The 6,470-nt window shown below is 33.6% G+C and carries 9 protein-coding genes; 7 read left to right on the top strand and 2 right to left on the bottom strand.

The window, feature by feature from the left end:
- Nucleotides 1-88 precede the first annotated feature (88 nt).
- On the bottom strand, nucleotides 89-1,879 hold the full coding sequence (locus H6622_02325) for a hypothetical protein (GenBank protein ID MCB9060340.1): 1,791 nt from the start codon (nucleotides 1,877-1,879) through the stop codon (nucleotides 89-91).
- Nucleotides 1,880-2,179: 300 nt separating this feature from the next.
- Between H6622_02325 and H6622_02320 the strand changes: the two genes are divergently transcribed.
- Entirely contained in the window at nucleotides 2,180-3,193 is a 1,014-nt protein-coding gene (locus tag H6622_02320; protein MCB9060339.1) for a sugar nucleotide-binding protein, read from the top strand.
- Here H6622_02320 and H6622_02315 read toward each other — a convergent pair.
- Nucleotides 3,186-3,725 carry a hypothetical protein gene (locus H6622_02315; GenBank protein ID MCB9060338.1) on the bottom strand — a complete coding sequence of 180 codons (540 nt, stop codon included), beginning with the start codon at nucleotides 3,723-3,725 and terminating at the stop codon, nucleotides 3,186-3,188. The genes H6622_02320 and H6622_02315 overlap by 8 nt on opposite strands.
- Nucleotides 3,726-4,161: 436 nt before the next feature.
- Between H6622_02315 and H6622_02310 the strand changes: the two genes are divergently transcribed.
- From H6622_02310 to H6622_02285, 6 genes are all read left to right on the top strand, one after another.
- A complete protein-coding gene (locus tag H6622_02310) occupies nucleotides 4,162-4,371 on the top strand; it encodes a class III signal peptide-containing protein (GenBank protein ID MCB9060337.1) in 210 nt (69 codons plus the stop codon).
- A 118-nt stretch (nucleotides 4,372-4,489) separates the two neighbouring features.
- Entirely contained in the window at nucleotides 4,490-4,717 is a 228-nt protein-coding gene (locus tag H6622_02305; GenBank protein MCB9060336.1) for a hypothetical protein, read from the top strand.
- Nucleotides 4,717-5,229, top strand: coding sequence for a prepilin peptidase (locus tag H6622_02300; protein ID MCB9060335.1), 513 nt, complete (start codon nucleotides 4,717-4,719; stop codon nucleotides 5,227-5,229). Before H6622_02305 ends, H6622_02300 begins: the two co-directional genes overlap by 1 nt.
- Nucleotides 5,226-5,483 carry a hypothetical protein gene (locus H6622_02295; GenBank protein ID MCB9060334.1) on the top strand — a complete coding sequence of 86 codons (258 nt, stop codon included), beginning with the start codon at nucleotides 5,226-5,228 and terminating at the stop codon, nucleotides 5,481-5,483. Before H6622_02300 ends, H6622_02295 begins: the two co-directional genes overlap by 4 nt.
- Nucleotides 5,473-5,985, top strand: a complete 513-nt coding sequence (locus H6622_02290; protein ID MCB9060333.1) for a hypothetical protein — start codon at nucleotides 5,473-5,475, stop codon at nucleotides 5,983-5,985. The genes H6622_02295 and H6622_02290 overlap by 11 nt, the downstream gene beginning before the upstream one ends.
- A 1-nt stretch (nucleotide 5,986) precedes the next feature.
- Nucleotides 5,987-6,466, top strand: coding sequence for a hypothetical protein (locus H6622_02285; GenBank protein MCB9060332.1), 480 nt, complete (start codon nucleotides 5,987-5,989; stop codon nucleotides 6,464-6,466).
- Nucleotides 6,467-6,470: the final 4 nt, after the last annotated feature.

Genomic DNA, 6,470 nt, shown 5'->3' with positions numbered 1-6,470 from the left:
CACTCTCAATTGAACTTAGGTTTTATAGAGATACTGCATTATGAAAATTAAATTTGAATAAGATTTAAGGGCAATTCAAAAATGAATATTATTTTTTATCAGAAACGATCTCTTGCAATATATTCCAACCTTCTTGAGTGATTTCATTGAGTCTTCCAAATCGAGTAAAAATTGAAAAACGAGGATTAACTTCCATTAGAATTGAATTTTGAATAGCATAAACTTTTCCATCTTTTCTAACAATAGTATAATCTACAAAGCTTTCATTTAAATCGTTCAAAAGTCTAAAGCTCGTATTAAGTCCATTGCTGTACTCAATTTTCACAATACCAGAATCCACCACTTTTTCTATTTTATCGATTAGAGGAAAGTTCTCTGATCTGTCATCCTTAGGCATTACTTTTCTAACGACAAGTCCATCGGGAAAATCTTTGTTTGGTAGACCAATATTTACAGAGTTGTATACGTTATCAGGAGTAATAAGCCCCCCATTATAAGAAGCAATTCCGTGTTCTTGTAGAGAAGTTATATAATGTGACGCTTTAGTATTGGTTAGGCCATTGCCAATTTCTCTAGGCTCAACGTCTTCCAATTTTAATTTGGGGGGCAAAGTTTCTACTTGATAAAAATCTTGTCTTGTTTTTGTAAGCAACTCGGCATATTCACTCGCAGGAATTCCTCCTGCAAAGGTTTCATTAAATCCCAACTTCTTGTGATTGATGTTTCTGTAGATATTTCCATTTTGGAATAAATTTGAAAATTCATCTAAAGTAAGTGGATGTTTTTGAGTTAACATTTTTTTTGCTTTCTGCAAAATAAAGACATATTGGTAAATTTTTATTTCAGTACCATCAATATTCCAATCAAAGACGTTTGTAGGAAGGTGACTGTATTTTTGCCTCAGGAGTTTAATCACTTCTTTAATAATACTGTCTTCGCGTTCACTTTTTTTTAAATCTCTTTCAAATTCAATTTGTTCAATTTGTTCAAGTAAGTTTTCTTTGCCATCTATTTTTTTTTCAAGTCTTGCCTTATTTATATGACTGAGTCCTATTTGATAATGAGTAGTATTCAGCTCATTAATACGCCCCTCTTTTAATGCCTTTAAAAGTAAATTCTCTGAACCTTTAGGTACTACTGTCGTAAAATGTAATCCATTTCCAGTCATTTTGTAGTAGAGGTCGTGAAGATGAAAATAATCGTAATAGATTTCGCTACCATTCCTCAGAGGCATTCTATAGCTTAGAGGATCAGATTCATGATACATCATCCCTAAAGATCCACCAGATTCTTTTAAATACTTAAAAATTGTTCTGACGAGCTTAACATCTAGCTGTTTATAAGGGCCGTCTTGATTGTTGAGTGAAAGCCCACACCAGGGGCATCCAACACAACATTTATTTTCTAATTGTAACACGGCCAAGTTTTTAAAATACAACTTAAGATCTTCTGGAGACAACCCTAGAAATAAATCATGCTTTGATAAGTCATAATAAAGTTCCCCTGAGATAACTTCATAAAGATGTAGATTATTTTTTTTGATAACTTGAAGAACTTCAGGATATTGATCAAACAAAACAATGAAATGGTCTTCAGTATTACGGTCACCTTTTTTGTATTTCTCAAACACTTTTGTTAATTCATCTAATAATGTTTTCGAAGAATGGTCAAAAGACATAAGTACTCGATAAAGTTTATCAATATTGGCCTGTTCAAGTCCAAAAAGTCTTACGTTGTTGTCTGATGCGATAATGTCTGAAGAAAATTCTTTTATTCCAAGCAAATGTCTAGGAACGCATGCGTCATTAGACAAGACCTTCCCATTCATTAGAAGAATCATTAAACCTTTAATAAAATAATACACGGCCTTTTTAATCAACTTTTATCCCTCTGCCAAATCCATATTATCGAATACAACCATATTATCGTGAAATCCACTCCAATTGCTCACCATCGTTCATATTTACATATCCTTTTATAAATTTGTCTAATTATTAAGCAGGAATACTCTTTTTTTCAGATGGTGTTTGGAAAAAATGTAATTTTTTATTTATTTTGGCCTTAAGAAGTGCACTATTTTTCATTTAAAGAATGAATTCCAAACAAATCTGATGATATTCTCTATGGGTAATACTTACCAATATAAGAATTTTAATATTATTCAAGGTACAATCAATTAGTGAAAGAGAACAATGTCATCGACGGAAATTTTCAAAAACCTTTTGCGAACCAAAAAACAGTTCTTATTTTTGGTATTTCATCTTTTGTGGGATCAAATATTGCCCAGTTTCTGAAATATGATTATAAAGTTGCCGGAACTTATCACACCAATCATGTAGAAATCCCTGGAGTTTTTACCTTTCCTTGTGATGTTTTGAATAAAGATGCAGTACAACTTGCTCTTTATGAAACCAAACCTGATATTGCCATTTATTGTGCAGGTCTAAGTTCTACCGTTGATTGTTCAAAGGCCCCAGAACTTGCAGATGCTCTAAACACAATAGGACTGTTCAATGTTAATGAATATTGTCAGCGCTATAAATCTAGAGTTTGCTTTTTATCAACGGCCTATGTTTTTGGTGGAGAAAACAAAATCTATAAAGAGATGGATATTCCCGATCCAAATACAATTTTTGGAAAAACAAAATCATCCGCTGAATTTTATATACAAAAATCTTCACTCAATTATCTGATCCTCAGATGTTGCAACCTCTATGGAAGAAGCTATGTTCAAAACCAAGAAAACTGGTTTGAATGTATTCAACGTCAACTCTTTGAAGGAGAAACAGTCCAAGCAGATGATTTCCTTCATACAGGTTTTTTAGATGTTAATTATCTTTCAATGGTTCTTAGGTTATGTATTGAGAGAAATGTTTCAAATAGACTCCTGCAAGTGACTTCAACAGATGTAATGACTCATTATCATTTTGCAAAAAAATATACTGAAATCTTTAAAGATAGTGGAGAAAAAATTTCAAAAGGACGATGGACTTATCCAATTCTAGATAGTACAGGAATTACTTTAACCTCAGGGCCTTCTTATTACCAACTCGGGACGCAAAATATTGAAGGTGGTCTCCATGTAAAAATGCCTTCAATCGAAGAATCTCTCAATTTTACTTTTCGTAGGTTTCATGGAAAGGGACTAGACCCCAAAAAAGGTGAAACAAGTTCAGAACTTAAATTTATCTAGAGGAGTTCCGGATGAATTCACTTAAATAATGCTTGGCCATAGAATCTAAATTGATATTTTCACCTTGAAAGGTCCACTTAATATCATTAAAAGGTCCAACTGTTGCGCGCAATTCATGCAGAGATTGATGATAATCGGAAGGAGTATCTCCACTTAATCTGGCCGAATACACCCCATCTCTTCCAGACATAAAACCAATCGTAATCAAATCATTGGCCTTTCTAGCAAAAATAAGACGTAATGAATTTCTAAAAAGCATGAAGTCGTTTACTGTATTTGAAATTTTGAAGATTTTAATCTGCCCACTATGACCTATGTTTCCTCTATACTCATTAAATTTAGCGACATAAAGTTCAAGTCTTTCTCGTATAAGATCCATAAATTGAATTGAAGATTCCTCTAGTAAAAGATCTGGTCCCAGATGATCACTAAAATGAATAACACCTGATTCTTCCATGCCGAGTTCTTCTAGAGCAAGATTTTCAATCCAAGTTGTATTAATGAAACTATCTGTTTGATTTAAATTCTCCATTAGGAAATTGTCTGCGATTAAGAAAGGCAAGTCAAGAAGGGTCTTGCAGTTTTGAGGACTCCGCCCGTCTTTTGACAGGTGGGCACAGTTAATAATCACTTTAGGCCTCTTACTACACCGTTAGGGGTAAGCTCGCTCACCATGACCAGGGACTGCTCCCGATACAATGCTTGTAGGGCGAAACTCGCTATGCCAACCACAAGACCCAACTCTATTATGGCCGAAATTTATCAAAATGGCCCTGAAATATTAACATATTGTGTAATTACAATAGGTTAACTTAAAAAAAGAAAAAAATGGGCATTATTCTCTTGGTGATAACTTGTGCTTGGCGTAAAATAGGAGTGCCTAGAGGGAAATTGGGACGTAGGTTATTAAAGAAATGAATCAAACCCTCCGATATAGGCTCATGTTCCAATTTTAGGAGGTTGGTGAGATGAAACAGTTACTTATCTCATTCTGGAAGGATGAAAATGGTCAGACTTCTACTGAATACATTCTGTTAGTGGCCGTTGTTGCCTTAATTGTCTTCAAGTTTAGAAATACAGCTACTACGCAAATAGATAAAATTACCAATCAAATTTTTAGTGGTATGGGAAATATTGCTAATGATATCCAAAATGCTTCGAGTTCAGGCCCTAATTAATAGATTTGTTAAGTCGCTAAAAAAGACATTTTTAAATATCTAGAGTTTAAGATGCAAAAAAATACTTAACCAACTTCTGTACATTGTAAAATGGATCACCTCTTGTATATAATAAATCATGAAGAAAAAACGTCACCAAGGACAGGCCGTCGTTGAATATTTACTTATTTTTGTTTTAGTCGCAGGAATATCATTTGGTTTTTTCCGGGCCCTTCAGTCAACTTTTTCTACTGTGTTTACTCAACTGGCCATGAGACTTAGTCAAAAGCTCTCCACCGGAAATTGTGCAAAAAATTGTCTTGAGAATACTTATATTAATCAAATCACAAACGAGGGAGATAATTGATGGCCATCCCTGGAACAGTGTTTGTTATTTTATGTATTGAACTTTTGATAATCGCCTATTTAGATTTTAGATATAAAACCATCAAAAATATATGGGTTTTTGTGAACATTTTTTTTGGCATAGTGTTCTTCTTAAGCTGGCCCGAGTATTATTTTTTTCAGTTAAATACATTTTTTTTTAGCGCAACAATATTTGGCGTCGGTCTGGTTTTTTTCAAACTTAAGATAATGAGTGCTGGAGATACAAAACTTCTAATGACATTATTTCCACTTATACCTATCGACTTGCAAGAGAGTTATTTTATTACACTATTATTTGGAACTGTGATTATAGGTGGAAGTGTTCTTTTTATTAACATAGTTAAAAACTATAAATCACTCTTTGAAATTTTGGTAACCAGAAACTTTACTCATATGAGAGATTTTTTAGGGAGCAAATTTTCTTTTGCCCCTGTTGTCTTTATTGCATGGATAGTTTTTGGTTTAGCGAATAAAACAAGGATTGTTTTTTGAAAAATATTAGAGGTCAATCAACCGTCGAGTATATTTTACTGTTAGCAGTTTCAATGTTGCTGATGCTTGCCGTGTTAAGAAGTCCACTTTTTTCAAGATTTTTAGGTGGAAATAGCGATTATTTTGCTACGTTGAGATCCATCATGACTTACACTTATCAATATGGAAATTACGTGAAAAAAAATGAACAAGGAATACATCCTTTATATGATCCAGGGAGGCATGTTGTTTCGAAAAAAGGATATGGCGAATAACCTAGGCCAGTCGACAATAGAGTTTATAATTTCATTAGGATTGATGTTCTCAATGATCTTTCTTTTCATGAGCTTATCCTATAATTATGTGCATGGATTTGTCGTACATTGGTCAGTCTTTAGGGCATCAAGAACATTTTTAGTATACGAAAGAAACAGCTCTAGTGATTCAGGAACTGATGGAGAGGCCAAAAATCAAGCAAGAATTGTATTTGAACAAAGTGGATTGTCTGAGAATTTTATAAAAAATGGATCTAATCGTTTTCAAGCACAAATGCCTGGAGATCCTTCAAGACTTTACGGGATATCTTTAAAATTTAAACAAAGATTTTCAATGTTTTCTTTTTTTGGAGGAACTGACGACCTAAATTTAACCAGTGAGTCTTATTTAGGAAGAGAACCTACAAAACAGACATGCTTAGAGAGAGTTTGTCAGGCCATTCAATCCTCTTCAACATGTGGCAGCGAATTAGTGGTAACCTTTTTTGATAATGGATGTTAAGATGCTTAAAATTCTAAGAGAAAATAAAGGTCAGGCCGTATTTGAACTCATTGTTGTGGTTCCCATTTTTGTTTTTCTCTATTCCGTGATCATTATCTTTGGAAGTGCAATAAATGCTTCAATAAACCAGCAAAAAAGTGTCAGGAATTCCTTTTTTAACCAATGGGTATTCAATAATTCATTTCTTCCTCCTGTTGCAAATGTTGTCAATCTTGTGGATTATGAAAAAACTGGTCTATTTGCAGTAACTTGGGCCGATAAAATAATTGATGAGTCTCCTTATGCTCCTTGTTTTCCTCTTATCAGTGGCCTTACTGAAGGAAATGAGGACTGCGATAAAAAAAGATCAGACAAAAACTATAGTGCCTTTGTTAAGGTATTCACAAGCTTTGGAATGTGTAGTGCTAATTATCTCAAAGTGGGTAATGAAGTCTTTCGTGAGATGCGTGGTGGAAATTCAGGTTGGTGTATAAACAAATAAATTC

The organism is Halobacteriovoraceae bacterium (assembly GCA_020635115.1).
Classification (GTDB): Bacteria; Bdellovibrionota; Bacteriovoracia; order Bacteriovoracales; family Bacteriovoracaceae; genus JACKAK01.
This window is presented reverse-complemented; position numbering and strand designations above follow the sequence as displayed.